The organism is Micromonospora sp. II (assembly GCF_001709195.1).
Classification (GTDB): domain Bacteria; phylum Actinomycetota; class Actinomycetes; order Mycobacteriales; family Micromonosporaceae; genus Micromonospora; species Micromonospora chalcea.
Genome location: NZ_LYXF01000024.1, coordinates 522,002 through 548,351, shown reverse-complemented (window position 1 = coordinate 548,351; position 26,350 = coordinate 522,002). Strand labels below are relative to the sequence as shown.

Sequence of the window (26,350 nt, the reverse complement as noted above, 5' to 3'; positions counted from 1 at the left end):
CCGACGCCAGCAGCCGGGCCGGCCGCGCCGTGCCCGTTGGCGTCTCCCGCCGTCTCCAGACGGTGACAGCGAGGAGAGGTCATGACTGTCGTGCAGGAAAGCCCGCCGGCCACCGGCGGCGGGTCCGAGGCCCGCCGGCCGGCGATGCGGGTACGCAAACGGGACGGCGACACCGAGCCGGTGGACGTCGGCAAGATCGTCCGGGCGGTCGAACGCTGGGTCGCCGACCTGGACGAGGTGGACCCGCTGCGGGTGGCCACCAAGACGATCAGCGGGCTCTACGACGGGGCGACCACCGCCGAGCTGGACCGGCTGTCGATCCAGACCGCGGCGGAGCTGATCGGCGAGGAGCCGCAGTACTCGAAGCTGGCGGCAAGGCTGCTGGCCGCGTACGTGGACAAGGAGGTCCGCGGTCAGGGCGTGGCGAGCTTCAGCCAGTCGATCGCGTACGCGCACGGGCTGGGGCTGATCGGCGACGAGACGGCCGCGTTCGTCGCCCGGCACGCGCGCAAGCTCGACGACGCCGTGGACCCGGACGGCGACAGGCGGTTCGAGTACTTCGGACTGCGCACTGTCGCGGACCGCTACCTGCTGCGGCACCCGCAGTCGCGGCTGGTGGTGGAGACGCCGCAGTACTGGCTGCTGCGGGTGGCCTGCGGACTGTCCCGCACCCCGGGCGAGGCGGTCGGCTTCTACCGGCTGATGTCCAGCCTGGCCTATCTGCCCAGCTCCCCCACGCTGTTCAACTCCGGCACCCGGCACACCCAGATGTCGTCGTGCTTCCTGGTCGACTCGCCGCGCGACGAGCTTGACTCGATCTACGAGCGCTACCACCAGGTGGCGAAGCTGTCGAAGTTCTCCGGCGGCATCGGCATCGCCTGGTCGCGGGTGCGCGGCCGGGGCGCGCTGATCCGGGGCACGAACGGYCGGTCCAACGGCATCGTGCCGTTCCTCAAGACGCTCGACGCCGGGGTGGCCGCGGTCAACCAGGGCGGCCGGCGCAAGGGCGCGGCCTGCGTCTACCTGGAGCCGTGGCACCCGGACGTGGAGGAGTTCCTGGAGCTGCGGGACAACACCGGCGAGGAGTCCCGGCGTACGCACAACCTCAACCTGGCCAACTGGATCCCGGACGAGTTCATGCGCCGGGTCGAGGCCGACGGCGAGTGGTCGCTCGTCGATCCGTCGGACGCCCCGGAGCTGCCCGACCTGTACGGGGAGGCGTTCGACGCCGCGTACCGGGCGGCCGAGAAGAACGCGGTCCGCACGGTACGGGCCCGGGACCTGTACGGGCGGATGATGCGCACGCTCGCGCAGACCGGCAACGGCTGGATGACGTTCAAGGACGCCGCGAACCGGCTGTCCAACCAGACCGGTGAGCCGGGCAACGTGATCCACCTGTCCAACCTGTGCACCGAGATCCTGGAGGTGAACGACGACGCCGAGACGGCGGTGTGCAACCTCGGCTCGGTGAACCTCGGCGCCCACGTCACCGCCGACGGGGTGGACTGGGAGCGGCTGCGCGCCACGGTCCGCACCGCTGTGGTGTTCCTCGACCGGGTGATCGACATCAACTACTACCCGGCCGAGCAGGCGGCGGCGTCGAACCCGCGCTGGCGGCCGGTCGGGCTCGGCCTGATGGGGTTGCAGGACGCGTTCTTCACGCTGCGCCTGCCGTTCGACTCCCCCGAGGCGAAGGAGCTGTCCACCCGCGTGCAGGAGGAGATCCTGCTGACCGCGCTGGAGACCTCCGCCGGGCTGGCCGAGCGGTTCGGGCCGCATCCGGCGTACCCGCAGACCCGGGCCGCGAAGGGTGACCTGCACCCGGACCTGTGGGGCGCGGAGCCGGCGCAGGCCGGACGGTGGGCGGCGCTGCGCGAGCGGATCGCCGCAGGCGGGCTGCGCAACTCGCTGCTGGTGGCGATCGCACCGACCGCCACCATCGCCTCCATCGCCGGCTGCTACGAGTGCGTCGAACCGCAGGTGTCCAACCTGTTCAAGCGCGAGACCATGTCCGGGGAGTTCCTCCAGGTCAACACGTACCTGGTGCGGGAGCTGAAGGCGCGCGGACTGTGGACGCCGCAGGTCCGCGACCGGATCAAGCGGGCCGAGGGCTCGGTGCAGGACATCACCGAGCTGCCCGCGCCGGTGCGGGAGCTGTTCCGCACCGCCTGGGAGCTGCCGCAGCGGGCGCTGATCGACCTGGCCGCCGCGCGGGCGCCGTTCGTCGACCAGTCCCAGTCGCTGAACCTGTTCCTGAGCGCGCCGACCATCGGCAAGCTGTCCTCGATGTACCTGTACGCCTGGAAGGCCGGGCTGAAGACCACCTACTACCTGCGTTCCCGTCCCGCCACCCGCATCCAGCAGGCCACCGTCGCCCCGGTGCCCGCCCCGGTGCCCGGCGTGGTCTCCGCCGTGAGCGACGACGAGGCGCTGGCCTGTTCCCTGGAGAACCCCGAGAGCTGCGAGGCATGCCAGTGACCACCACCGCACCGACCCGGCACATGCTGCTCGACCCCGGCATGGACCTGACCCTGCGGCCGATGCGCTACCCGCGCTTCTTCGACCGGTTCAAGGACGCGATCAGGAACACCTGGACGGTCGAGGAGGTGGACCTGCACTCGGACCTCGCCGACCTGGCGAAGCTGTCCCCCGCCGAACGGCACCTGGTGTCGCGGCTGGTGGCGTTCTTCGCCACCGGCGACACGATCGTCGCCAACAACCTGGTGCTCAACCTCTACCAGCACGTCAACTCGCCCGAGGGCCGGCTCTACCTGTCCCGGCAGCTGTTCGAGGAGGCGGTGCACGTCCAGTTCTACCTGAACCTGCTCGACACGTACGTGCCGGACGAGAAGGAACGGTTCGCCGCGTTCGCCGCGGTGGAGAACATCCCGTCGATCGCCCGCAAGGCCGAGTTCTGCTTCCGGTGGATCGACTCGATCTTCGAGCTGCGCGAGCTGCGGACCCGCGACGACCGGCGGGCGTTCCTGCTCAACCTGATCTGCTTCGCCGCGTGCATCGAGGGCCTGTTCTTCTACGGCGCGTTCGCCTACGTCTACTTCCTGCGGTCCCGGGGCCTGCTCAACGGGCTGGCCTCCGGCACCAACTGGGTGTTCCGGGACGAGTCGATGCACATGGCGTTCGCGTTCGACGTGGTGGAGACCGTACGCGCCGAGGAACCGGACCTGTTCGACGCCGAGATGGAGAAGCAGGTGAAGGAGATGCTGGCCGAGGCGGTGGAGTGCGAGGTGAGCTTCGCCGCGGACCTGCTGGGCCAGGGCGTGCCGGGGATGTCGCTGGCCGACATGCGCGAGTACCTCCAGCACGTGGCCGACCGGCGCCTGGCGGTGCTCGGCATCGCCCCGATGTACGGCAGCGCCAACCCGTTCGCGTTCATGGAGTTGCAGGACGTGCAGGAGCTGTCGAACTTCTTCGAGCGTCGGGTGTCGGCGTACCAGGTCGGCGTGACCGGCAGCGTCACGTTCGACGACGACTTCTGACCGCCGCTCCCCGCCCCGGCCGTCACGGCCGGGGCGGGGCCGGGCTCTCACCGGGCAGCGCCGCCGCCCGGACCCGCCCGATCAACGCCACCACGGCGAGCGCCAGCACGGCCACCACCACGAACGCGGTACGCAGGTCCAGCGCGCCGGCGAGCAGGCCGATCACCGGCGCCGCGAGCAGCGCGCCCGGCCACTGGCCCATCGCCACCACGGAGACGCCCTCGCCGGACGTGAGGCCCGGCTGCTCACCGGCGAAGCCGAGCACCGTCGGGGTCACGCACGCCAGGCCGAACCCGAGCAGTCCGAACCCGGCCATCACCGCCGCCGGATGGGGGTACGCCACCGGCAGCGCCACGCCGGCTGTCGCGACCAGCGCGGACAGCCGGACGAAGCGGATCCGCCCGACCCGGCCGGCCAGCCGGTCGCCGAACAGCCGGGCGACGGTCGCGGCCAGCGCGAGACAGGTGTACGTGGCCGCGGCGAGCACCGCCGTGGCGCCGGCCACCTCGGTCGCGTACAGCGCGCTCCACTGGGCGCCGGCCATCTCGATGAACGAGGCGAGGAAGGCGATCACCGCGAGCAGCAGCAGTTGCGGGGTGAACCGGTCACGCAGCCGGCGCCGCGCCTCGCCGTCCTTGGTCTCCTGGCGGGGCGTGTCGGGCAGCCAGCGGTGCGTGGCGATCAGCAGCGCGCCCAGCAGGACACTGGTGACGGCCATCTGCGCCGACGGCGACATCCCGATCGCCGCGGCCCCGGTGCCGCAGAGGCCGCCGACCAGCATGCCGATGCTGAAGCCCGCGTGGAACGTGGACAGGATGGGCCGCCCGTACCGCTTCTGCACCTCGACCGACTGGGCGTTCATCGGCGTGGCCAGCAGGTTCGCCGCGAAGCCCCAGACCGCGAGGCCGCCGACCAGCGCCACCACAGTGGTGGACGCGGCCAGCAGCGGCGCGTTGAGCAGGATCAGCGCGGCCCCGGCCAGCGCCAGCCGGCGGGTGTTGATCCGGCTGATCAGCACCGCCACCACGACCAGGGAAACCAGCTCCCCCGCGTTCGTGGCGATGTTCGCCAGGCCCCAGCCGGTGTTGCCGACCCCTACCGCGTCCCGCACCTCCGGCACGCGGGCCGACCACCCGCCGATGGCGAGGCCCATGATGACGAAGAGCAGCGCCACCGACCAGCGGGCCCGTACGGCCGAGCGGGGCACCGGCGGCGCGGGCTGCTCCGTCGTGTGCTGGTTCGTCGAGGTGTCCGTCATGGTCGTCGTACCTCTCTGGGATCGGTCCGTCGGAACTCCTACCCGATCGCGTGGTCGAGGAAGCACGCACCGTCAGGAAGGCGTACCCGTTCCGGTGTGGTGCCGGGGTCGGTGACGAGCGCCGAGACCACCGCGACGTAGTCGTCGATCAGCCCGCGTACCAGGTCGTCGCCGAAGACACCCCGGTTGCGGATCACCACGCCGCCGGCCCGGTCGTCGTCCACCACGACGATCGGTGAACCCCGCTTGACCCAGACGGGCAGACATTCGGGCGGCACGTCGGCGGCGACCACCGGCGGCGGGGTGCCGGGCGCGGCCCGGGCGGTGATGTCGACCGGCTCCACCCGCAGATCCGGGCAGTGCAGCACCGGCGACGCCGACGCGGCGGACTGGAACCAGGCGTCGAACAGGTGGTTGTCCGGCCAGGGGCGGATCGCCGCGAAGCCGGGACGGACCGCCCGGGCCAGCCGGTGGTACGCGGTGGCGTGCGCGACGGCCCCGGCCAGCGAGGCGTGCGCGGCGCCGACCACAGCGCTCATCGGCGCGTCCGGCGCAACGTCGACCGGCAGGTAGACGTTGTTGGTGAACTGCCCGACGAGCTGCCGGGACAGCGGGCTCTCCCGGCCCAGCGTGGTGGTGCCCAGCACCACCCGGGACCGGCCGGCCCGCCGCGACAGCAGCACCAGGTACGCGGCGAGCAGCAGCACGTACGGGCTGGTGCGGGCCCGCCGTGCGGCCGGACGAAGCCGCGCGGTAATCTCGGGCGGGAACGCGAAGCGGGTGGCCACCTCGGCGCTGAGCGCGACGTCCGGCGCCGGCGGCGACGCCGGGAAGAGCTGGTACGGCTCCACCGGCCGCAGCCGGTCCCGCCAGTACGCGGCCCGGGCGGCGGCGTCGACGCCGTTGCCGGACTGCTCCGCCTCCTGGAGCGCGGCGAGCGCGGCCGGGTCCACGCCCAGCGGCGGCTGCGGGTCGGCCGCGCCGAGCCGGGCCGCGTACGCGTGGCACAGGTCCTCCACCACGACGCGGCACGACCAGCCGTCGGAGACCATGTGGAAGAAGCAGAGCGCGAGCACGTGCTCGGTCGCGGAGAGCCGGACCAGCGCGGCCCGCCACAGCGGCGCCCGGCCGGGGTCGAACGCGTCGTTGCGGTGCGCGTACGCGATCTGCTCGACGCGGGCCTGCTGCTCGGCCGGCGGCAGTCCGGACAGGTCGACGTACTCCAGCGGCGACTCCACGTGCGGCAGGATCCGCACCTCGGGCTGCACGCCGATGCGGTCGAACCGCATCCGCAGCGCGTCGTGCCGGTCCACCACGTCCTGCATCGCCTGCCGCAGCACGTCGACCCGCAGCGCGCCCCGCAACCGGCGGAACTCCACCACCACGAGCCGTGAGGCGCCGGGACGGGCCGGGTCGAGCGCGGTCATGAACTCCCACATCATCTGCTGGCCGGGGGCCAGCGGGTACGTCGTCGGCACTGCCACTCCCCCCGTCAGGCCGCCACCGGCGGCGCGGCCACCGGCGCGACCGGCCGGTGGTCCGCCTCGTCCGGCTGGTAGTCCGCCTCGTCCGGCGCGCGGAAGCCGGTGAAGAGCAGGTCGGGACGGCCGAGCCGCAGCGAGGTGACGAACGCGGCCCCGTCGAAGAGCGTCTCGATCGCCGCGCAGGCCGCCGACTCGGCCACCGCACGCGGTCCCCGGTCGCCGCCGAGCCGGCCGGGCGTCTTCGCGGCGATCACGGCGGCCGCGACGGCCGGCACCGCGAGCAGGCTGCGTCCCCCGCTGCGCCGGGCGGTCAGCAGCCCGGCCAGCGCGGTCACGGCGAGCGTGCTGGCGGTGTTGAGCACGAACCGGCGCCGGTGCGGGTGGGCCAGGCAGAGCCACTGCTCGGAGCGCCCGTACGTGGTGAACCGGTAGGCGACCGCGCGGAAGGTGTCGGCGACGCCGGTGTCGTGGGTGACCACGCCGTCCGGGTCGGTGAGCAGCACGTAGCCGGCGTCGGTGAGGAGCAGCCCGAGGTGCAGGTCCTCCCCGCCCAGCGGCATCGGGGAGTCCTCCGGGAACCCGCCGACCGCCTCGAAGACGGCGCGCTTGACGGCCATGTTCGCGCCGGCGCCCCAGGACACGCGCTCGTAGTGCAGCGGCCGGGTCAGGTCGCCGAGCAGCAGGTAGGAGCGGCGCATCACGCGGAAGAACGCGCTGTCGCCGGGCTCGACGATCACCGGGCCGGTGACGCCGGCGACCTCCTCGCCGGAGGTGCGCAGCCGGGCCGCGTACCGGGTGATCAGGTCGGCCGGCACCCGGCAGTCGGAGTCGGTGAACAGCACCAGGTCGTGGCGGGCGTGCCGGACGCCCAGGTTCCGTTTGGCCCCGACGTGCCGGGGCCCGCGCACGTAGCGGGCGCCGTACTCGGCGCAGGCCGCCCGGTGGGCGGCGGCCGCGGCGGGCGCCGAGTCGTCGACGACCACCACCTCCACCGGCTCGGGGCAGTTCGGGGCGGCGTCGCGCAGACTGCGGAGCTGGCGGCGCATCTCCGCCACCCGGTCCTTGACCGGGATGACCACGGAGACGCCGCGCGTGACGGCGCGGGGTTCGGTCGGTTCGCCCACGGGCGATGCGGATCGGCTCATGCCCCGAGGTTCGACCACCGGGGTACAGCGCCGATACACAGCGCCGGCCGTTGCGGCCATCGCACATGTACCGCTGATGTATCAATGGCCATCAAGGTCGAAGGCATGACGACCTCCATCCCCATCGACCGGCGGCTCGCCGTGGACGGCGGCCGGCCGGTCCGCCCGCCGGACCGCCCATGGCCACGCTGGCCGACCCCCGCGCCGGATGCCGCCGCCAACCTGTCCGCGGTGCTGACCGGCGGCCGGTGGGCGATCAGCAGCCCGTCCGTCGGCGACACAGTCCTGTTCGAGCGACGTTTCGCCGCCGACTTCGCCCGCTACGTCGGCACCCGCCACTGCGTGCCGGTCGACCACGGGTCCAGTGCCCTGGTGGTGGCCCTGGAGTCACTCGGCCTCGGCTACGGCGAGACGGTGCTCGTACCGGCGCTGACCTGGACCGCCTCCGCGACCGCCGCGCTGCGCGCCGGCCTGGTCCCGGTGCTCGTCGACGTCGACCGGGACACCGGCTGCGTCGGGCCGGACCACCTCGACCTGTCCGTGGACCCGCGGGCCGTGGTCGCCGTGCACTGGGCCTCCAACATGGCCGACGTGCCGGCGCTCGACGCGGTCACCCGGCCGCGCGGCATCTCCGTCGTGGAGGACTGCGCGCAGGCCCACGGCGCCACCTGGCAGGGCCGCCAGGCCGGCTCGCTCGGCCGGCTCGGCTGCTTCAGCTTCCAGCACGGCAAGGTCCTCACCTGCGGTGAGGGCGGGGCCGTGGTCACCGACGACGACACGCTCGCGCCGGTGCTCGAGGAGCTGCGGGCCGATTCGCGCCGCTACCGGGGCGACCGGACGCCGGCCGGCGAACTGGACCTGGAGGAGAGCGCCGGTGTGCAGGGCGCCAACTTCTGCCTGAGCGAGTTCTCCGCCGCCGTGGCCTGCGCGCAACTGGCCGTCCTGGACGGCCAGCACGACGTGCGCAACCACAACTACCGGCTGCTCGGCGACCTGCTGGACGGTGTCGACGGCGTACGGCTGCTGCAACCGGCGCCGGGGCAGACCCGCATCTCGATCTACGAGGGCACGATCGTCTTCGACGAGCTGCCGGCCGGCCTGGACAACGCCGCCGTGGCCGCCGCGCTCACCGCCGAGCTGGGCCGGCGGTTCTACTGCACCGACGAGCCGCTGCACCGCAGCCGGCTGCTGCAGCCGTGGACGAAGCCGCTGCTCGCGCCGCTGGCCGAACGCTTCGCGGCGATCCACCGGGAGCGCACGTACCCCAACACCGAGTGGCTCGCCGCACACACCGTCCAGACACACCACAGCACCTTCCTCGGCACCGAACAGGACATGGAGGACATCGCCGCCGCCGTCACCAAGGTGCTCACCCGCTGAACCGCGCCGTCCCGGCGCACCCAGAGAAGGAGTCTTCCCGTGACCGTCACCCAACGCGAGACCTCGCACGCCCCGTCCCCCGAAACGGACGCACCCGTCGGCGTGTGGCTCAACGGCGCCCGCGGTTCGGTCGCCACCACGGCGATCACCGGTCTGCTGGCGCTGCGCGCCGGCATGGCCGACTCGACCGGCTGCGTCACCGACACCGGCATGCTGCGCGACGCGCCGCTGGTGAGCTGGACCGACCTGGTGGTCGGCGGGCACGACATCGTCGACACGCCGCTGGAGAAGAAGGCCGAGTCGCTCGTCGACTCCGGTGTCATCCCAGCGCCGGTGCTGGCCGCCGTGCGGGGCAGCCTGCCCGAGGTCGAGCAGAACCTGCGCACCGGCTACGACGCGCGTACCGAGACCGGACCGCTGGCCGAGGTGGTCGACCGGCTGGCCGGCGACATCGAGGAGTTCCGCGCCCGCCACGGGCTGTCCCGGGTCGTCGTCATCAACGTGTCCTCCACCGAGCCGCCGGCCGACCACCGGCCCGAGCACGACGACCTGGACGCGCTGACCCGCGCCCTGGCCGACCCGGACGACAAGGCGCTGCCGGCCAGCTCGGTGGTCGCGTACGCGGCGTTCCGGGCCGGCTGCGGCTTCGTCGACTTCACCCCGTCCACCGGCGCCCGGCTGCCCGCGCTGGAGATGCTGGCGCAGCGGGAGCGGGTGCCGTTCGCCGGCTCCGACGGCAAGACCGGGGAGACGCTGCTGCGTACCGCCCTGGCGCCGATGTTCACCAGCCGCGCCCTGCACGTGCTCTCCTGGGCCGGGGTGAACCTGCTCGGCGGCGGTGACGGCGCGACGCTGGAGGACCCGCGCAACGCCCGCAGCAAGCTCAGCTCGAAGTCGGGCGTGCTGCCCGCGCTGCTCGGTGAGGACGTCACCGCCCCGCTGCACATCGACAACGTGCCGGACCTCGGCGACCACAAGACCGCCTGGGACCACGTCTCGTTCGAGGGCTTCCTCGGCGTCCGGATGTCCATGCAGCTCACCTGGAGCGGGGTGGACTCCACGCTGGCCGCCCCGCTGGTGCTCGACCTGGCCCGGCTGACCGCCGCGGCGCACCGCGCCGGGCACGTCGGCCCGATCGAGGAGCTGGGGTTCTTCTTCAAGGACCCGATCGGCACCGACGAGCACGCGCTGGCCGAGCAGGCGCAGGCGCTCGCCAGCTGGGCCAACGGGCTGGACGGCCGCGGCGACAGCTGACCTTCGTACCGGCCGCCGGCGCGGCGACTCCCGCGCCGGCGGCCCCGCCCCACGTATCCGCATCGAGGAGCCTCCCATGTCCCCACACGTCCCGAACGCGCCGGACCGGCCGAGCACGGATCCGGTGTGGACGCCGATCCTGACCGGTCTGCACGCGACCGCGCTGGACTGTCTCCAGACGAGCTTCGCTCTGCTCGCCGACTACGCGAACGGGTCCGGCAGCCATCTCGCCCTCGGCGCCCGGTACGGGTTCCGCACCCGGGATCAGGACGCTCTGATCTCCGTCGAGGCGACCTCGGACGACCGGGCCGCCGAAGCGGTCGACCTGCTGGGCCTGCGCGTCGAGGGCCGGTGGATGCAGCTCGACGGCCCGCAGGTCCGCCGGCTGTGCGCGCCCGGCCAGCCGCTCTACGTCACCGCCGACGCGTACGACCTGCCGTGGTGTCCCTACCACGGGCACGAGCACATGCGGCACAGCTTCCTCGCCACCGAGGCCGGGCCGGATCAGGTCACAGTGGTCGACGCTTACCACAACGACACCGCCTGGGGCCCCGCGCGGCCCGGCGTGTGGCGGCTGCCCACCGCCGCGTTCGACGCGGCGCTGGCCGGCGGCGCGCACACGCTGGCGGTGACGGCGCACCCGGCGCCGGCGATCGACGTGCCCGCCATGCTCGCCGGCAACGCCGCCCGGGCTCGCCGGGCCCGCCCGGAGATCGCCCGCTACCTGGACCGCACCGGCGCCGCCCTGGACACGGTGGCCGGGCTGCACCGCTTCGTGCTCGACGTCTGGCTGCTGGCGCGCGCCCGCGACCTGCACGAGCGCTGGCTCGCGGCGGTCGCGCCGGAGGCCGCCGCCGCGCTGGCCGGGCAGGCCGCGCGCTGGCAGCAGCTCGCCACGCGCAGCTACGTGGCGCTGCGACGGGCCCAGGCGGGCCGGCCGGCCGCGCCGGAACTGGCGGACGCGCTCGGCGAGCTGATCTCCGACCACCTCGACGCGCTGGAGGCGATCGCCGAACCGGCCGCCACGCCCGGCCACGACGCCGTGCGGCCCGCGCCGGACCCGGCAGGTGGAGAGGGCGTACGCGCCGCGGTGCTCGGCGCGCTCGGCGAAACCCTGGACCTGGACGGCTCGACGCTGCGCACCACCGACGTGCTCCGGGAGCTTCCCGGCTTCGACTCGTTCCGGCTGGTGGACGTCATCGACCGGGTCGAGCGGCGGCTCGGCGTCGAGGTTCCGGCCACCGCGCTCTCCGCGGCCGACCTGCGCGACGTCGGCTCCCTGTGCGCCATGTTCGGCGCCGCCACCGGAGGTGCCCGATGAGTGCCGAACTGCTGCACGACCTGCTGGACCGCACCGCCGGCGCGCGCCCCGACGCGCCCGCCGCCGGGGACGGGACCGTCGAGCGCACGTACCGTCAGGTGCGGGCCGACAGTCTGCGCCTGGCCGGCTGGCTGCGCGGGCAGGGCGTCCGGCGCGGCGACCGGGTGCTGGTGGCGCTGCCCGCCGACGCGACGCTGCCGGCGCTGCTGTACGCGGTCGCCCGTACCGGCGCGGTCTTCGTCGTTCTCCGGACGCCGGCCCCCGAGGTCGCCCTCGCCCACGTGCTGGACGACGCCGAACCGGTCCTGGTCCTCACCGACGACCGGGTGCTCACCGGCCTGTGCCACGCCCGTGGCGTCCCGGCGCGAGGGGCCGCCGCGCTGCGGCGCGCGGCATCCGGCGCGGCCGGCGGCGACGCGCCGGCCGGGCCGGGCCCGCTGGCCATCGACCCGGTCTGCCTGATCTACACCTCCGGCAGCACCGGCATGCCGAAGGCCGTGGTCTCCACGCACGCCCAGGTCACGTTCGCCGTCCGGGCGATCCAGTCGGAGCTGCGCTACCGGCCCGACGACGTGGTGCACGTCCTGCTGCCGCCGTCGTTCGACTACGGCCTCTACCAGATCTTCCTCAGCACCGTCGCCGGCGCCCGGCTGCGCCTGGGCGACAGCGCGGAGACCGGTGGCCGCCTGCTGGTGAGCCTGGTCGAGTCCGGCGCCACGGTGCTGCCCTGCGTGCCGTCGCTGGCGATCAACCTGCTGCGGCTGCTCGGCCGCGCGGGCGCGCCGCGCCCGCCGCTGCGCCTGCTCACCAACACCGGCGCCGCCATGCCCCCGGAGGTGCTGGCCGGCCTGCGCCGGCTGCTGCCCGGCCTGAGCGTCCAGCTCATGTTCGGCCTCACCGAGTGCAAACGCGCGGCGATCATGCCGCCGGACGCCGACCTGCGCCGGCCCGGCGCCTGCGGGCGGGCGCTGCCCGGCACCGAGATCTTCACAGTGGACGCCGAGGGGCGGCGTCAACCACCGGGCGTTCCCGGCGAGCTGGTGGTACGCGGCCCGCACGTGATGGCCGGCTACTGGCGGCGGCCCGAGCTGACCGCCCAGCGGTTCCGGCGCGTACACGGGCTCTTCCCGCAGCTGCACACCGGCGACCACGGCCACGTGGACGACGACGGGTACGTCCACTTCGCCGGCCGGCGCGACGACGTCTACAAGGAGAAGGGCACCCGGGTCAGCGCCACCGAGGTGGAGGCCGCGGCGTACCGGGTCGACGGCGTGGCCGCGGCCGGGGTGCTGCCGCCGGCCGACGGCCACGACGGCGCGACGCTGTTCGTGGTGGCCGCGCTCACCCCCGCCGACGTGCTGCGCCGGCTACGGGAGCAGCTGGAGGAGATGAAGGTGCCGGCGCGCTGCGTCGTGCTACCCGACCTGCCGCTCACCGGCAACGGCAAGGTGGACCGGCGGGCGCTGGCCCGGCTGGCGGGTGAGCACAATGGCTGACCTGCCCTTCGACACCCCGGCCTACCGCTACGACCTGGCCCGGGTACGCGCCAGCCACGCCGCCCTGGTCGCCGCGCTGCCCGCGCCGAGCCGGCTGTTCTACTCGCTCAAGGCCAACCCGCACCCGGCACTGGTCGCGGCGCTGCACACCGCCGGCTGCGACGCGGAGATCTGCTCGCCGGGCGAGCTGGCCGCGGCGCTGCGGGCCGGCGTGCCGGGCGAGCGCATGCTCTACACCGGACCGGGCAAGCGCGACGCCGAGGTGACCGAGGCGGTACGCGCCGGTGTCCGCTGGTTCTCCGTCGACTCGCCCGAGGGCCTGGACCAGGCCGACCGGATCGCCGCCGCGCACGGCGTCGAACTGCGCTGCCTGCTGCGGGTCAACGACCGGGTGCCCAACCCGGGTCAGGGGCTGACCATGACCGGCGTCGCGTCCCAGTTCGGCGCCGACGCCGACTGGATCGAGCGGGAACCGCACCGGTTCCGCTCCCGCCCGTCGGCCCCGGTACGCGGGTTCCACCTCTACACCGGCAGCAACGTCGACTCGGTGGACGCGCTGGTGTCCCAGTTCACCGCCGCGGCGCGTACCGCCCGGCGGTTGCGGGACCTGCTCGACATCGACCTGACCCTGCTCGACCTCGGCGGCGGCTTCGGCGCGCCGTTCGCCCGGCCCGGCCACAACGCGGACCTGACCGGCCTCGCCGACCGGGTCGGCCCGGCCCTGGACGGGCTCTTCCCCGGCTGGCGCGACGGCGCGCCCACGGTGGCCTTCGAGTCGGGACGGTTCCTCACCGCCACCGCCGGCACGCTGCTGACCCGGGTGCTGGACGTCAAGCGGTCGCAGGGCACGCCGGTGGTGGTGCTGGAGTCCGGCATCAACCACCTCGGCGGGATGTCCGGCCTGCGCCGGCTGCCGCCGCTCGTGCCCGCCCTGCACGCCGCTGACGACCGCGACGGCGCGCCACTGGAGGCCGCGATCGTCGCCGGGCCGCTGTGCACGCCGCTGGACACCTGGGCCCGAGCCGCGAGCCTGCCCGACGTACGGCCCGGCGACGTGCTCGCCGTGCCGAACGTCGGGGCGTACGGGCTCTCGGCGAGCCTGCTGGCCTTCCTCGGCCACCCGGCGCCGGTCGAGGTCGTCTGCGACGGCGACCGCGTCGTCGAGACGTCCCGGCTGACCCTGACACGGCACCCGGTCGACGCGCCGGGAGCCACTGACGAACCACGAGAAGAAAGGTGACGTCATGAACACCGAATTCACCGAGCTGCTCCGGCCGTTCCTCAAGTTCGCCGGCCCGGAGGAGATCACCGAGGACGCCCGGCTGCGCGACCTGGGCCTGGACTCCATGCGCGAGATCGAGCTGCTGTTCGCCATCGAGGAGACGTTCGGGGTCGCCGTGCCCGACGACAAGCTGGTCGACTCCACGTTCGCCACCGCCGGCGGGCTGTGGGGCGTGGTCGAGGAGCTGCGCACACCGGTCGGTGGTGGTTCCCGATGACGGCCGTCGCCGGGTACGCCCCGGCCGTCGAGACCGTCGCCGAGATCGCGGCGGAGCACGCCCGGGAGGCCGACGAGACCGCGGCCTTCCCCACCGAGGCGCTGGCCGCCATGCGTCGTAGCGGGCTGCTGGGGCTGCTGGTCCCCGAAGCCGAGGGCGGCGCCGGCGGGACGCTGCCGGACCTGGTCGACGTCACGCTGGCGCTGGGCCGGGTGGACATGTCGGTGGCGATGGTCTTCGCCATGCACTGCCAGCAGGTCGCCGCGATCACCGCGTACGGCGGGGAGAAGCTGCGCGCCGAGGTGCTGCCGTCGGTGGCCCGGGGCGAGCGGTATCTCGGCTCGGTCACCACCGAGGCCGGCAAGGGCGGTCACCTGCTGACCGCAGAGTCGGCGCTGGAGCACGACGGCGAGATGCTGCGCGTCGACCGGCAGGCCCCGATCGTCACCGGCGGCCCGTACGCGGACGCCTTCCTGATCACCACCCGCGCCCCGGGCGCCGGCTCGGCGGCCCAGGTGGACCTGGTCTACGCCGACCGGGACCAGGTGGAGGTCGAGGTCACCGGCGGGTGGCGCCCGCTGGGCATGCGGGCCACGCACAGCGTCCCGATGCGGCTGCGCGGCGCGGTGCCGCAGTGGCAGGTGATCGGCGAACACGGCGGGTTCCGGGAGATCGCCACCACTGTCTTCGCGCCGCTGGCGCACGTCGGCTGGGCGGCGGCCTGGATCGGGGCGGCGGCCGGCGCGTACGCCCGGGTGCTGCGGCACGCCCGCAGCGAGGCGGGACGGCGGCAGTTCGCCCCCTCCTCCGAGCTGGTGCTGCTGCGGCTGGCCGGGATCCGGGCCCGGCTGGACGCGGCGCACGCGCTGCTGCGGCACACCGTCTCGGTGGTCACCGACGCGCCGGACATGTCGGCGGCGCCGGTGCAACTGCTGCTCAACACGCTGAAGATCCGCGCGGCCGAGGAGTCCTTCGCCGCCGCGCACGAACTGGTCGAGCTGGCGGGCCTGCGCCACGGCTACCTGACCGACTCGCCGCTGGCGCTGGAGCGCACGTTCCGGGATCTGCGCTCGGCCTCGCTGAACTACGCGAACGACCGGCTGCGCCTGGCGAACGGGGCGCTGTCACTGCGCGACCCGGGGGTGCGTCTTGCCTGAGCCGAGGGCGACACCGACGTCGGCCGGGGACCACGCCGCCCCGGCGGGCGCCGCGCTGTCCGGCGTGGACCCCACCGACCCGGGTGCGGTGTGGCGCGCGCTGGGCGCCGCCGGGACCATCGAGGCGCTCTACGCCGACGGCGTCCAGCCCGACCCCCGGCGGCTGTCGGCCCTGCTCACCGAGCTGGACGCCCGGTGCCCGCTCGGCGTGACGCTGTCGGTCTGCGTCCAGGTCGCCACGGTGCTGCCGCTGCTGGCCGGCGCGACCGGGCCGGCCGAGCGCGCGCGACGCGGGATGCTGCGCGGCGAGACCGTGGTGGCGCTGGCCGTCACCGACGCCGCCGGGTCGGGATCGGACCTGCTCGACGCCACGACCCGGGTGAAGCTGGGCGACGACGGCGCCGTCCTGGACGGTGGCAAGAACTGGATCACCAACGCGACGAGCTGCGACGCGGCGCTGGTGCTGGCCCGGCACCGCGAGGCGCGGCACTTCACCAGCTTCTGCTGGGTGCTGGCGCCGGCCGACGCGCCCGGCGTGACAGTCGGATCCGCCGGCCGGGCGTTCGCCGGCTCCGGCGTGGGCCACCTGCGCTTCGCCGGCGTGGCGCTGGCCCCGGACGCCGTACTGGGCCGCCCCGGCCGGGCGCTGGCCGGGTTCGCCCGGCAGGTCGGCGTCGAACGGGTCGCCGGGGCGCTGTGGGCCCGGGCGATCTGCCACCGGATGCTGGCGGGCCTGCGCGACTGGCTGCGGCGCCGGCCGGCCGGAGCGGGCACGCTGTGGGACCGCCCGGCCGTCCGCGAGCGGTACGCCCGGTGCCTGGTCGCCACGCACCAGCTCGACGCGCTGTGCGCGCCGCTGCTGGACGCGCCGGCGGCCGTCCCGTCCGCGGTCACCGGGATGCTGCTCAAGGTCAGCGCCGCCGAGACCGTGGACCGGGTCGCCGCCGAGGCGGTGCGCCTGCGCGGCGCGGACGCGTTCCGCGACGGCGGGGAGGCGCAGCTGCGCACCGAGGCGGCCATGTTCGGCATCGCCGGTGGAGCAACCGGAGCGATGCTCGCCGGCATCGCCGACCACGCCGACGAGCTGGCCGGCGCGGTGACCTGAGGGCGTCCCGCGCCCGGTGGCGGCGGGACGCCGATCGACGACAGCACAGCGAAGGGAGCAACGCCGTGAGTCTCTACCAGTGGTTCGAGCGAACCGCGGCACGGGTGCCGGAGGCGGTCGCGCTGGAGGTCGGCGGGGAGCCGGTGACCTACCGCCGGCTGCGCGACCTCGCCGACGGCCTCGCCGGCCGGATCCACACCGAGGTGGGCCGACGCCCGCGCGCGGTCGGCCTGCTGGCCGCCCGCAGCCTGCCCGCGTACGCCGGTTATCTGGCCGCGCTGCGCGCCGGAGCGGTGGTGGTGCCGCTCAACCCGGCCTTCCCACCGGCCCGCACCGCCCGGCTGTGCCGGGACGCGGGGGTGGACGCGCTGGTGGTCGACGACGCCGGCGCCGCGACGGCGGCGCAGGTCGCGGGCGACGCCGTGACCGTACGCCTCGACGGCGCGCCGGGCGTCCCGCCGCCGGCCGCCCCGGTGGCGCCGGACGACGTGGCGTACCTGCTGTTCACCTCCGGCTCGACCGGGCGGCCCAAGGGCGTGCCGATCCGGCACCGCAACGTCGACGCGTTCCTCACGTGCTGCCGGGACCGTTACCCGGTCGGCCCGGGCGACCGGCTGTCGCAGACCTTCGACCTGACCTTCGACCCGTCCGTCTTCGACATGTTCGTCGCCTGGGGCGGCGGCGCCACGCTCGTGGTGCCGCAGCCCGACGAGGTGCTGACGCCGGTGCGGTTCGTCAACGAACGACGGATCACGCACTGGTTCTCGGTGCCCTCGGTGGTCTCGCTGGCCCGCCGGATGCGGATGCTCTCCCCCGGCGCCATGCCGGGTCTGCGGCACAGCCTCTTCGCCGGCGAGGCGCTGACGCTGGAGCAGGCGCGGGCGTGGGCGGCGGCGGCGCCGGGCAGCGTGGTGGAGAACCTCTACGGTCCCACCGAGCTGACCGTGACCTGCACCGGTCACCGGCTGCCGGCGGATCCGGCGGACTGGCCGGCCACCTCGAACGGCACCGTGCCGATCGGTGACGCGCACCCCGGGCTCGACGCGATCCTGCGCGGCGAGGACGGCACCGTCGGCGGTGACGACGGCGAGCTGTGCGTGCACGGGCCGCAGCGGTTCGACGGCTACCTCGACCCGGCCGACGACGAGGACCGGTTCGTCACGTACGCCGGTCGCCGGTACTACCGCACCGGGGACCGGGTCCGCCGCGAGCACGGCACGCTCGTGCACCACGGCCGCCTGGACGACCAGGTGAAGCTGCGCGGCTACCGGATCGAACTCGGCGAGATCGAAATGGTTCTGCGCGGCCACCCGGGGGTGCAGGACGCGGTGGTGCTGGCGTTCGGCGCGGGCGCCGACGTCGCCCTGCGCGCCGTCTACACCGGCGCCGCCGGGATCACCGCCGAGTTGACCCGCCGGTGCGCGGACCGGCTGCCCGGCTACATGGTGCCGGCCCGGATCCACCACGTGGCCGCGCTTCCCACGAACGCCAACGGCAAGACCGACCGACGCCGGACCGCCGACCTGGTCGGCAGCGCGACGAGAGGAGAACGACGATGACCGGGACAGGAGACGGACACGAGCAGGAAGGGGCGTTCCGTTCGGTGGCCGGGCGGTTCGCCACCGGAGTGGCGGTGGCGACGGCCGTCGGACCCGACGGCCCGGTGGGCATGACGGTCAACTCCTTCACCACCGTGTCGCTGTCGCCCCGGATGCTGCTGGTCTGCCTGCGGCGGGACTGCCGGCTGCTCGGCGCGGTCCGGCGTACCGGGCGCTTCGCGGTGACAGTGCTCGCCGACGACCAGCGCGCGGAGGCGGCCTGGTTCGCCAGCCGGGGACGGCCCAGCGGCGCCGACGGCTTCACCGGCGTCACCTACGACGCGGAGCGGGCGACCGGCTGCCCACGCCTGACCGACGGGGTGGCGTACTTCGGCTGCGAGGCCGTCTCCGCCGACCCGGCCGGTGACCACGCCGTGCTGATCGGCGCGGTCCGCTCCGCCGGCCTGCTCCGGCCGACCCCACCGCTGCTGTTCGTGGACGGCCACTACGCGCGGGTCGCCGCACCGGCGGAAGCGCAGGTGGCGCGATGAGCATCGGCGCCGCTCCCGGCGACCTGCGCCACCTGAGCCTGCGCGCCGCGCGGGCCGGGGCGGACGCGATCCGCGAGGCACGGAGCCAGGGTTTCCGGACCATGCACAAGGGCGGGGCGGCACAGGACCCGGTGACCACCGCCGACCACGCCAGCGAACGGGCCATCCTCGACCTGCTCGCCCGCGACCGGCCGCAGGACGCCGTCCTGGCCGAGGAGTCCGGGCTCAGCGCCGGCTGCTCCGGCCTGCGCTGGATAGTCGACCCGCTCGACGGCACGCTGAACTTCAGCCACGGGGCGAGCCGCTACGCGGTGAGCATCGCGGTGGCGATCGGCTGCGACGACGGCGACGGCCAGGTGGTCGCCGCCACCATCCTGCAACCGGCAACCGGCGCCTGCCTGGTGCTCGACGGCGACGGCGCGCTCGACGGCGACGTCCCGGTCACCGTCGACCGGGAGGCCGCGCCGGGGCACGCCCTGGTGGCGTTCGCGGTGCCGAACGCGCCCGGCCCGCGGCGGCGGGCGTACCAGTCGCTCGTCGGCGTCGCGCCCCTGGTCGCGGACCTGCGCAACTCCGGCTCCACGGTCTGCGACCTGGCGGCGGTGGCCCGGGGGGAACTGGACGCGTTCGTCAGCTTCGACCCCGCGCCGTGGGACGTCGCGGCCGGCACCGCGCTGGTCGAGGCCGCCGGTGGGGTGACCCGGCGGTGGCGCCACGACGGGATGGCGGTCCTGGCCACCGGCGCGCCGGCCGTCGTGGCCGCGCTGGCCGGCTGGCTGAGCCCCGACCGTACGGACGACGCCGACGAGAAGAAGGGAACCGACGATGACCGGCAGCGATGAGTTCCGGCTGGCACTTGTGGGGGCGGGCCGGATGGGCCGCCACCACCTGCGGGCCCTGGCCGACCACCGGACGGTCCGGATCCGGCACGTGGTCGACCCGGTTCCGGCGGCACGGGCGGAGGTCGCCGCGGCCGGGCTGCCCGCGTACCCGAGCGTGGCGGACCTGCTCGCGGACGCCACGCCGGACGGTCTCCTGGTGACCGCGCCCACCGGCCGGCACGGCGAGCTGGTCGCGGCCGCCGCCGAGGCCGGGCTGCCGGTGCTGTGCGAGAAGCCGGCCGGGCTCGACCCGGCCGGGGCGGCGCAGGCGGGGCGGGTGGCCGCCGCCGCCGGGATCCCGTTCCAGGTCGCCTACTGGCGGCGGTTCGTCCCGCAGCTGCGCCGGCTGCGCGAGCGGATCGCCGGCGGCGCGCTCGGCGAGGTCCTGTTCGTGGCCGCGTCGCAGTGGGACGGCGAGCCGCCGGCGGCGGCGTTCCGCACCGGCAGCGGCGGGATCTTCGTGGACATGGGCGTGCACGAGTTCGACCAGATCCGGTGGCTGACCGGGCAGGAGATCGACCGGGTCGCCGCGCAGCCCGCCGGTCCGGTCACCGACCCGGCGGTACGCGGCCGGGACGTGGACAGCGCGCAGGCGTTGCTCGGCCTGTCCGGCGGCGGTACCGCGCTGGTCTCGCTCGGCCGGCACCACCGGGGCGGCGACATGGCGACGGTGGAGGTGTTCGGCACCCGGGACCACGAGCGGCTGACCTTCCTCGACCCGGCCGACGGGGACGCCACCATGTACGCGGCCCTGGCCTGCCAGGCGGAGGACTTCGCCGAGCTGGTCCGCGCGGGCCGGTCGGCGGGCGCCGGGGTGGCGGACGCGGTGGCGGTGCTCGACGCGGCGCACCGGGCGACGGCGCAACTCACCCGGGGTCACGAGATACACACCGATCGGTGACAACTTGCACCATCTGGGATCGAGGTATTCCCCAGCCGAAGGTGGGAATTCCAGCCGTGCACCACACTGTGGACGGTCCTGCGGAGCGGGGGAATTCATCGATGCGGTTCAGTGTCCTCGGCCCGCTGGCCCTTCACGTGGACGATCACCCGATCACGCTCACCGGCACCAAGCCCCGCCTTCTGCTCGCCGTGCTGCTGCTGAGCCCGGGGCGCACGGTCGCCACCTCCCGGCTGGTCGACGGCCTGTGGCCGGACGCGCCGCCCGCGTCGGCGGTACGCAACCTGCGGACGTACGTACACCGGCTGCGGCAGGCGCTGGACCGCGGCGGCGACTCGGCCGACCGGCTGGTCCACGACGGCGCCGGCTACCACCTGCGGGTCGACGAGGACGAGCTGGACCTGCTGCGGTTCCGGCGTCTCACCGACGACGCCCGCCGGGCCGCGCGGGGGGACCGGCCGGAGGTCGCCGCCGAGCTGTTCGACCAGGCGGTCGAGCTGTGGGGCGGGCCCCCGCTGGAGGACCTGGCGGATCCGGGCACCGACCTGGGCGCGACCGTCACGGCGCTGCGGGAGCAGCACCGGGAGATCACGACCGAGCTGTTCGACCTGCGCCTGCGACTGCGGCAACCGGCCCGGGTCATCCCGTCGCTGCGCCGGATGGTGGCCGAGGAGCCGCTCGACGAACGCCGGCAGGCGCAGCTGGTGACCGCGCTGACGCTGGAGGGGCGTGTGGCCGAGGCGCTGGCCGTGTACCAGCAGGCCCGGCGCGGCATCGTCGACGAGCTCGGCGTCGACCCCGGTCCCACCCTCCAGGGCGCCCTCCAGGCCGCGCTGGACGGGGACTCCGCCGAGGTCCGACCACCGTCCGGCTGGCCGGCGGCCCTCGGCGCCGGGCCCGCGGCGCCGCCCGGCCCGCCGCCGAGCCCGCAGGCCCTGCCGATGAAGCCGCCGTCCCTGGTCGGCCGGGACACCACGGCCAGCCAGCTCCGCACCATCGCCGAGGGGATCGCCGACCCGGCCGGCGCCGACGAGCACGCCGGGGTCGTGCTCGTGTCCGGCGCGCCGGGCGTCGGCAAGTCGTCGTTCTCGGTGTCCAGCGGGTACGACCTGGCCGACCTCTTTCCCGACGGTCAGCTCTTCGTCAGCTTCGACAGCAGCGACGAGACACCCCGCGGCAGCGGCGAACTGATCAGGGAGCTGCTCGTCGAGCTGGGTGTACCGCTGGCCGACGTGTCCGAGGACATCCGGGAGCGTTCCGCCGCGCTGCGGTGCGCGCTCGCCGGCCGACGGCTGCTGCTCATCATCGACGACGTCCACTGCGCGCAGCAGGTGCGCCCGCTGCTGCCCGGCGCGGGCCGCAGCCTGGTGCTGATCAACAGCCGGCAGCGCCTGCTGGACCTGGACGTCGGCTGGCGGTTGACGCTCGGCGCGCTCGACCGCGCCGACGCGGTGGAACTGCTGGCCACGATCGCCGGTGAGCGCCGGGTACGTGAGCAACCGGAGGTGTTCGGCCGGATCGCCGCGGCCTGCGACCTGTTGCCACTGGCGCTGCGGATCGTCGGCAGCCGGCTCGTCACCCAGCCCGACGTCGCCCTGCCCGGCTTCGCCGCGCACCTGGAGGACGAGGAGAACCGGCTGTCCGAGCTGGCCGTCGGGGACATCTCGGTGCGCGACAGCCTCTCGGTCAGCTACCAGGCGCTGGACGTCGACGCCCGCCGGGCGCTGCGCGCGCTGGCCCGCGCCGGCTCGTTCATCACCCCGGCCAGCGCGGTGGAGATCCTGCGCCTGCCCCGGCAGCAGGCCAACCGGATGGTGGAGCACCTGGTCCAGCACAATCTGCTGCTGCCCGTCGACTCGGACGATCCGGGCCAGCACTTCCACCTGCCGGAGCTGCTGCGGCTCTTCGCCCGCGAGTGTGTGGACGCGCACGGCCGCCCGTTGCCGGCCACCTGACCCGCCGGCAGCCGGATCGGGGTGTGCGGGTCAGCCGACGCGCACACCCCGATCCGGGTCTCCTCACTTGAGGAAGCGGTCCAGCGCGGCCTCGATGGTGCCGCTGTCCGGCGTCGCGTACGACTTCATCGTCACCTTGTTGTAGGAGATGAAGCTCGGGCAGCGGGCGGCCGGAGCGTTCACCGTGCCGCCGTCACCGACCTTCTCGGCGGTCTTGGCGGCGTGGAACGTCAGCGTGTACCGCGAGGAGATGTAGTCGACGGTGACGACCTTGTCCTCGCTGTTCTTGTACTGGCACTTCTTCGGCGTGCCCTCGCTGCCCTCGACCATCTTGAGGCAGCCGATGACGGACACGGTGGCGAAGTCCGCCGACTTGGCGTAGTACGGCTTGGCCGAGCTGATCGTCTTCTGCGACCAGAACGTCGGCCGGTCCGGGGAGTTGGAGAAGACGTACGCCTTCGAGCCCGCCGGGGCGGTGTACGGGGCGGCGTTGAGGATCGGCCCCCCGTCGCAGACCGCCGACATCTCGCTGGCGTACCGCGCGGTGATCGCGTCGTTGTTGGTGGGACCGTCCGGCCCGGGCGACTCCGGCCCGTCCGCGCTGGGGGTCGCGGACGGACTGCCGTCCGGCCCGGGGGTGGCGCTGCCGGAGGCGACCGGCTTCGGGTCCTCCTCGTCGCCGTTGAAGGCGACGTAGGCGAGCCCGCCGCCGCAGCAGAGCAGCGTCAGCGTCACCGCACCGGCGGCGAGGCCGACGATCAGCCCCTTGCTCTTGCCGCCGCCGCCCTGGGGCGTGCCGGGCGCGTAGGGCGCGGCCGGCGGCGGGAAGCCGGCCTGCCCCGGGTACGACACCGCGGGCTGCGGCGCCCCGTACGGCGCGCCGGAGGCCGGCTGCGATCCGTAGGGCGCGCCGGAAGCGGGCTGGGCGCCGTACGGTGCGCCGGAGGCCGGCTGGGCGCCGTAGGGCGCGCCCGACGCCGGCTGCGAACCGTAGGGGGCACCTGACGCCGGCGGCGAGCCGTAGGGCGCGCCGGAGGCCGGCTGCGCGCCGTACGGGGCGTTCGGGTCGGGCTGGTTGCCCCACGCTCCGGCGTTCGGGTCCGGATAGCCTCCGTAGGGAGGGTGATTGTCACTCATCTGAGGTTCTTCCACCTGTCGTCCGTGGTTCCGGCGATCAACCACTTCGCAGCGTAATGACGGCCGCAAATCCGGGATCGCCGACGTTCGATCGGTCGCTCACCAGCCGTGCCGGGGTGGCTCCGGTGCGTGCCTCCGCGAATCCGGCCCCGGTCCACCCACCAGGAGTGACAGTGCCGGGGAGCGTTGCGCCGCAACGAATCGACCCGTCTACGGGCTCCCGGCACCCGACTCCGGGGACGCCGAAAAGTGTGACGCACACAACACCTGAGGCCGCGTCGGCAACCCTCCACCAGGCAGTGCCGGACCACATCCCGGGACACGCTTTAGTGAGCCCTGTCTATATTGACGTGCGCCACAGGCGTGGACAGAATCCCAGCACCACCACCAGGACCCCTCCGGGAGGGCCCCATGAACCGTCCCCGCCTGCCGCTGATGCGGACCGCCACCAGACTCGCCGCGGTCGCCGCCGCCACCGCCGGCGTGCTGCTCGCGGCCACCGCGCCCGCCGTCGCCGCCGCGCCCACCGGGCGGTACGTGGCGCTCGGCGACTCCTACACCTCCGCCCCGCTCGTGCCCACCCAGGTCGACCTGAACTGCCTGCGCTCCAACCGCAACTACCCGTCCCTGGTCGCGGCGTCCGCCGGTTCGTCGTCGTTCACCGACGTGAGCTGCTCCGGGGCCACCACCGAGGACATCCTGTACGGCGGCGACGGCGCGCTGGGCATCGCGCTGCCACCGCAGGTCAACGCGGTCACCGCCAGCACGGCGCTGGTCACGGTCCAGATCGGCGGCAACGACATCGGCTTCTCCGGCATCATCGGCGACTGCGCCGAGGCGAGCGTGAGCAGCCCGCTCGGGTCGCCCTGCAAGGACCGGTTCACCGCGGGCGGCACCGACCAGTTGCGGGCCCGGATCGCCGCCGCCGCGCCGAAGGTGACGGCCGTGCTGCGGGCGGTCCGCCAGGCCGCGCCGAACGCGCGCGTGGTGGTGCTCGGCTATCCGGCGATCCTGCCCGACAGCGGGTACGGCTGCTGGCCGGTGGTGCCGATCGCCTACCAGGACGTGCCGTACCTGCGCGGCGTCCAGAAGGCGCTCAACACGATGCTCGCCGACACCGCGGCGGCGGGCGGGGCCAGCTACGCCGACGTCTACACCCCGTCGATCGGCCGGGACGCGTGCAAGAGCAGCGGCACCCGCTGGGTGGAGGGGCTGGTGCCGCAGAACTCGGCCGCGCCGTTCCACCCGAACGCCCGCGGTGAGCAGGGCATGGCCACCGCCCTGCTGGCGCACCTGAGCTGACCCGGACGCCGTGAGCCGGCCCCGCCGAGGCGGAACCGGCTCACGGCCCGCGGGCTCACACCCGGGTGATACGGACCGCGTCGGCGACCACGTACCCGGTCCCGGCGCTCCAGCGGCTCACCCCGACCTTGTCCCCGGCGCCGGCGGCGAGCGTGAACACGCCGAGCGAGACCCAGCGTCCGCCGCCGGTGCGCTGGTCGACCGCCACCGACCGGTTGCCGGTCGTGGTGGCGACCAGGTACGGGGTGCGGTCGTTGTAGCCGGGGTCGGCCGGGTACCACACCGACACCTCGTAGGCGCCGGTCGCGGGCAGGCTCGCCCGGAACCAGGCCACGTCGCTGGCCGCCACCGGCGTGGCGAAGCGGTAGTCGGCGCCGTAGCGCTGCCCGGAGTACGCGGAGGCGCCCCAGGCCGCGCCCGCGCTGAACCCGCCCGACGTGGCGTTGTCGACCGTGACGCTCCACGTCGCGGGCGGGGTGCCGGCCCGTACGTCCAGGTAGTTGCGGTCGATCTTCATGGTCACGCCGCCCCACGTCTCGGTGACGTCCCCGGCGTACTGGTGCAGGCGCTGCTGGTCGGCGTAGCGGTCGTCGGCGCAGTACGTGCCCCCGTCGGTGTCCGCGACGCCGTTCCACCAGGCGATCCAGATCTGGTCCAGGCGCAGGTACCGGGTGTCGTCGTAGGCGGCGCAGACATCGGTGATGCCGGACGAGCCGCTGGAGTACATGCCGGCGAGGTAGCCGCGCGTGTGCAGCCGCTCGACCCAGCCGGAGAGGAAGGAGAGCACGGCGGCACGGCAGCTCGCGTTCGACGGGTACTGCTCGATGTCGTTGTAGAGCGTGCTGCCCGCGCCGATGCCGAGCGCCGTCGCGGCGGCGGCCGCGCTGTCCGCCGCGGTCCGGCCCTGCCCGCGGGCGGTGGCCGGGTCGGCGGACATCTTCGGCGTACGGGTGCCGCACGGCGCCTGGTAGCCCAGCTCGATCGGGATCAGCCGCCAGCCCTTGCGGGTCTGGTCGGCGACCCAGGTCGCGGTCAGGTTGGGCTGGGCGCACGTGCGGCTGGCGCCGCTGATGTAGACGCCGACCGCGCGGTACGGCGAGGCGGTCAGCCAGGCGTCCATCGCGGCCTGCGACGGCGCGGTGCACGTGTCGAAGCCCTTGCCGGTGAAGGTGCCGGGCTGCGGTCCGACCGCGGCGACAGCGGCGGCGGCCTCGGCCGGGGCGGCCGCGGTGGCCGGGGCCGCGGCCACAACGAGAAGTGTCAGGGCCGTGACGAACGCTCTCATCGGCGCCCCTCCTGTGAAGGATTCCTCGCTCGACGGCGAGACTTGGGCAGGATTTCTACCACGCATCGACGAACGACGACAGATGGCGGTGGCGAAAGTTTTCACAATGGAAACGATCATTGAAGGGTATCGACAGAGCGCCCGACGCCGGGATAGCGTTCCCACACTCACGAGCGTCGATCGATACTGCGCCGTCACCCGAGG

21 protein-coding genes are annotated in these 26,350 nt (G+C 74.4%); 16 read left to right on the top strand and 5 right to left on the bottom strand.

Translation table 11 applies throughout. The features are described 5' to 3' along the window. Positions 1 to 81: 81 nt before the first annotated feature. The gene (locus A8711_RS14140) at positions 82 to 2,478 is read left to right on the top strand and encodes a ribonucleoside-diphosphate reductase subunit alpha (RefSeq protein ID WP_069088465.1); all 2,397 of its coding nucleotides are present in this window, start codon (positions 82 to 84) and stop codon (positions 2,476 to 2,478) included. Beyond that, positions 2,469 to 3,497, top strand: a complete 1,029-nt coding sequence (locus tag A8711_RS14135; RefSeq protein WP_043323372.1) for a ribonucleotide-diphosphate reductase subunit beta — start codon at positions 2,469 to 2,471, stop codon at positions 3,495 to 3,497. Before A8711_RS14140 ends, A8711_RS14135 begins: the two co-directional genes overlap by 10 nt. Before the next feature lie 22 nt (positions 3,498 to 3,519). Here the strand turns inward: A8711_RS14135 and A8711_RS14130 are convergent, their stop codons facing one another. The 3 genes from A8711_RS14130 to A8711_RS14120 are packed head-to-tail and all read right to left on the bottom strand — an operon-like array spanning position 3,520 to position 7,384. Continuing rightward, entirely contained in the window at positions 3,520 to 4,755 is a 1,236-nt protein-coding gene (locus A8711_RS14130; RefSeq protein ID WP_069088464.1) for an MFS transporter, read from the bottom strand. A 38-nt stretch (positions 4,756 to 4,793) separates the two neighbouring features. Continuing rightward, the gene (locus A8711_RS14125) at positions 4,794 to 6,233 is read right to left on the bottom strand and encodes a condensation domain-containing protein (RefSeq protein ID WP_069088463.1); all 1,440 of its coding nucleotides are present in this window, start codon (positions 6,231 to 6,233) and stop codon (positions 4,794 to 4,796) included. A 14-nt stretch (positions 6,234 to 6,247) separates the two neighbouring features. Continuing rightward, entirely contained in the window at positions 6,248 to 7,384 is a 1,137-nt protein-coding gene (locus A8711_RS14120; RefSeq protein ID WP_233607808.1) for a glycosyltransferase, read from the bottom strand. Positions 7,385 to 7,489: 105 nt separating this feature from the next. Between A8711_RS14120 and A8711_RS14115 the strand changes: the two genes are divergently transcribed. The 13 genes from A8711_RS14115 to A8711_RS14055 all read left to right on the top strand — a co-directional run bounded on the left by A8711_RS14115 (position 7,490) and on the right by A8711_RS14055 (position 22,422). Beyond that, entirely contained in the window at positions 7,490 to 8,764 is a 1,275-nt protein-coding gene (locus A8711_RS14115) for a DegT/DnrJ/EryC1/StrS family aminotransferase (RefSeq protein WP_233607809.1), read from the top strand. A gap of 39 nt (positions 8,765 to 8,803) precedes the next feature. Continuing rightward, on the top strand, positions 8,804 to 10,018 hold the full coding sequence (locus tag A8711_RS14110) for an inositol-3-phosphate synthase (RefSeq protein ID WP_051610915.1): 1,215 nt from the start codon (positions 8,804 to 8,806) through the stop codon (positions 10,016 to 10,018). 76 nt (positions 10,019 to 10,094) lie between these two features. Further along, positions 10,095 to 11,339: an acyl carrier protein gene (locus tag A8711_RS14105; protein ID WP_069088461.1), complete on the top strand. Its 1,245-nt coding sequence runs from the start codon at positions 10,095 to 10,097 to the stop codon at positions 11,337 to 11,339. Beyond that, positions 11,336 to 12,835: a class I adenylate-forming enzyme family protein gene (locus tag A8711_RS14100; protein ID WP_069088460.1), complete on the top strand. Its 1,500-nt coding sequence runs from the start codon at positions 11,336 to 11,338 to the stop codon at positions 12,833 to 12,835. Before A8711_RS14105 ends, A8711_RS14100 begins: the two co-directional genes overlap by 4 nt. Further along, positions 12,828 to 14,075: a decarboxylase gene (locus tag A8711_RS14095; protein ID WP_069088459.1), complete on the top strand. Its 1,248-nt coding sequence runs from the start codon at positions 12,828 to 12,830 to the stop codon at positions 14,073 to 14,075. Before A8711_RS14100 ends, A8711_RS14095 begins: the two co-directional genes overlap by 8 nt. A 4-nt stretch (positions 14,076 to 14,079) precedes the next feature. Then, a complete protein-coding gene (locus A8711_RS14090; protein ID WP_043323366.1) occupies positions 14,080 to 14,334 on the top strand; it encodes a phosphopantetheine-binding protein in 255 nt (84 codons plus the stop codon). Next, a complete protein-coding gene (locus A8711_RS14085) occupies positions 14,331 to 15,491 on the top strand; it encodes an acyl-CoA dehydrogenase family protein (protein WP_069088458.1) in 1,161 nt (386 codons plus the stop codon). Before A8711_RS14090 ends, A8711_RS14085 begins: the two co-directional genes overlap by 4 nt. Next, positions 15,484 to 16,596 (top strand): acyl-CoA dehydrogenase family protein, encoded by a 1,113-nt coding sequence (locus tag A8711_RS14080; protein WP_083297011.1) that lies wholly within the window; start codon positions 15,484 to 15,486, stop codon positions 16,594 to 16,596. The genes A8711_RS14085 and A8711_RS14080 overlap by 8 nt, the downstream gene beginning before the upstream one ends. A gap of 65 nt (positions 16,597 to 16,661) precedes the next feature. Next, positions 16,662 to 18,155 (top strand): amino acid adenylation domain-containing protein, encoded by a 1,494-nt coding sequence (locus A8711_RS14075; RefSeq protein ID WP_064445641.1) that lies wholly within the window; start codon positions 16,662 to 16,664, stop codon positions 18,153 to 18,155. Continuing rightward, positions 18,152 to 18,685 carry a flavin reductase family protein gene (locus tag A8711_RS14070; RefSeq protein ID WP_043323361.1) on the top strand — a complete coding sequence of 178 codons (534 nt, stop codon included), beginning with the start codon at positions 18,152 to 18,154 and terminating at the stop codon, positions 18,683 to 18,685. The genes A8711_RS14075 and A8711_RS14070 overlap by 4 nt, the downstream gene beginning before the upstream one ends. Next, positions 18,682 to 19,527: an inositol monophosphatase family protein gene (locus A8711_RS14065; protein WP_069088457.1), complete on the top strand. Its 846-nt coding sequence runs from the start codon at positions 18,682 to 18,684 to the stop codon at positions 19,525 to 19,527. Before A8711_RS14070 ends, A8711_RS14065 begins: the two co-directional genes overlap by 4 nt. Continuing rightward, on the top strand, positions 19,511 to 20,467 hold the full coding sequence (locus A8711_RS14060) for a Gfo/Idh/MocA family protein (protein ID WP_043323360.1): 957 nt from the start codon (positions 19,511 to 19,513) through the stop codon (positions 20,465 to 20,467). The genes A8711_RS14065 and A8711_RS14060 overlap by 17 nt, the downstream gene beginning before the upstream one ends. A gap of 101 nt (positions 20,468 to 20,568) precedes the next feature. After that, on the top strand, positions 20,569 to 22,422 hold the full coding sequence (locus tag A8711_RS14055) for an AfsR/SARP family transcriptional regulator (protein WP_069088456.1): 1,854 nt from the start codon (positions 20,569 to 20,571) through the stop codon (positions 22,420 to 22,422). A 63-nt stretch (positions 22,423 to 22,485) separates the two neighbouring features. On the opposite strand, the gene A8711_RS14050 is transcribed toward A8711_RS14055, so the two are convergent. Then, a complete protein-coding gene (locus A8711_RS14050; protein WP_043323358.1) occupies positions 22,486 to 23,559 on the bottom strand; it encodes a hypothetical protein in 1,074 nt (357 codons plus the stop codon). 411 nt (positions 23,560 to 23,970) lie between these two features. Here A8711_RS14050 and A8711_RS14045 point away from each other — a divergent pair, with 411 nt between their 5' ends. Beyond that, positions 23,971 to 24,861, top strand: coding sequence for an SGNH/GDSL hydrolase family protein (locus A8711_RS14045; protein WP_043323357.1), 891 nt, complete (start codon positions 23,971 to 23,973; stop codon positions 24,859 to 24,861). Between the two features lie 55 nt (positions 24,862 to 24,916). Here the strand turns inward: A8711_RS14045 and A8711_RS14040 are convergent, their stop codons facing one another. Further along, on the bottom strand, positions 24,917 to 26,146 hold the full coding sequence (locus A8711_RS14040; protein WP_069088455.1) for a glycoside hydrolase domain-containing protein: 1,230 nt from the start codon (positions 26,144 to 26,146) through the stop codon (positions 24,917 to 24,919). Positions 26,147 to 26,350: the final 204 nt, after the last annotated feature.